Annotated in this window: 1 protein-coding gene and 1 pseudogene; both read left to right on the top strand. The window is 66.4% G+C overall.

From position 1 onward, the window contains the following. Positions 1-255 (top strand): GNAT family N-acetyltransferase (locus JCM9942_RS16350; RefSeq protein ID WP_157723013.1); only part of this gene is annotated, 255 nt, incomplete at its 5' end. Positions 256-351: 96 nt separating this feature from the next. Beyond that, positions 352-1,204: pseudogene (locus tag JCM9942_RS16345) on the top strand (alanine/glycine:cation symporter family protein); the annotation flags it as partial.

The following is a 1,204-nucleotide window of genomic DNA, read 5'->3' as shown; positions in this document are numbered from 1 at the left end:
TGGGCGTACTGGCTGGGGCGGCGCTACTGGGGGCAGGGGGTCATGAGCGCGGTGGTGGCCGCCTACGCACCGTGGGTGATGGCCGAGCTGGCGCTGTCGCGGCTGGCCGCGCAGGTGATGGCCGGCAATCCGGCCTCGGCGCGGGTGTTGTTGAAGAACGGATTCGACGAGGAAGGCGTGGAGCGCCAGTCAGTGCTGAAGGACGGGCAGCTGCATGACATGCGCTGCTTCGCCCGTCTACGGATGTTGCCGTAATACAGGGGGCGGCCCTGCACAGGGCTGCACAATCGTGGAAAAATCGGCCGGTCCCGTAGACCGGGGCCGGCCACTTTAAGCTTTCCGGGGAACTACGTGGAATCTATCGTCGAATTCGTCAACGGCATCATCTGGAGCAATGCGCTCATTTTCATGTGTCTGGGCGCGGGACTGTGGTTCACGCTGCGCACGCGCGTCATGCAGATCCGCGGGTTTGCCGAGATGTGCCGGCTGACGGTGCGCGGGCAGAAGTCCGAGGCCGGTGTGTCCTCCTTCCAGGCGCTGGCCATGTCGATGGCCGGGCGCATGGGCGTGGGCAACATCGCCGGCGTGGCTACCGCCATCGCCTACGGCGGCCCCGGCGCGATCTTCTGGATGTGGGTGATGGGCTTCCTCGCGCCTCCACCTCCTATGTGGAATCCACCCTGGCGCAGATCTACAAGGTCAAGGACGCCGAGGGCCGCTACCGCGGTGGTCCGGCCTACTACATCGAAAAGGCGATGGGGCTGAAGTGGTATGCGGCAACCTTCGCGGTGGCCACGGTCATCGCCGCCGGCTTCCTGCTGCCGGGCGTGCAGGCCAACGCGATCGCCGACAGTGCGGTCAATGCGCTGTGCACCGGCGGTGACGCCTGCGCGGTGGTCGGCGGCGCGGCCAGCCTGAAGCTGTGGATCGGTCTGCTGGTGGCCACGCTGCTGGGCGTGATCATCTTCGGTGGGGTCAAGCGCATCGCCAGCTTCGCCGAGGTGATCGTGCCGTTCATGGCGCTGGGCTTCATCCTGATGGCCATCGTGGTGATGATGCTCAATGCCAGCAAGGTGCCGACGATGTTCGCCGACATCTTCTCCAGCGCCTTCGGCGCGCATGCGGCCTTCGGCGGCATCATCGGCCAGGCCATCGCCTGGGGCGTCAAGCGCGGCATCTACGCCAACGAGGCCGGCCAGGGCAC

This window comes from Stenotrophomonas pictorum JCM 9942 (assembly GCF_001310775.1).
Classification (GTDB): Bacteria; Pseudomonadota; Gammaproteobacteria; order Xanthomonadales; family Xanthomonadaceae; genus Stenotrophomonas; species Stenotrophomonas pictorum.
This window is presented reverse-complemented; position numbering and strand designations above follow the sequence as displayed.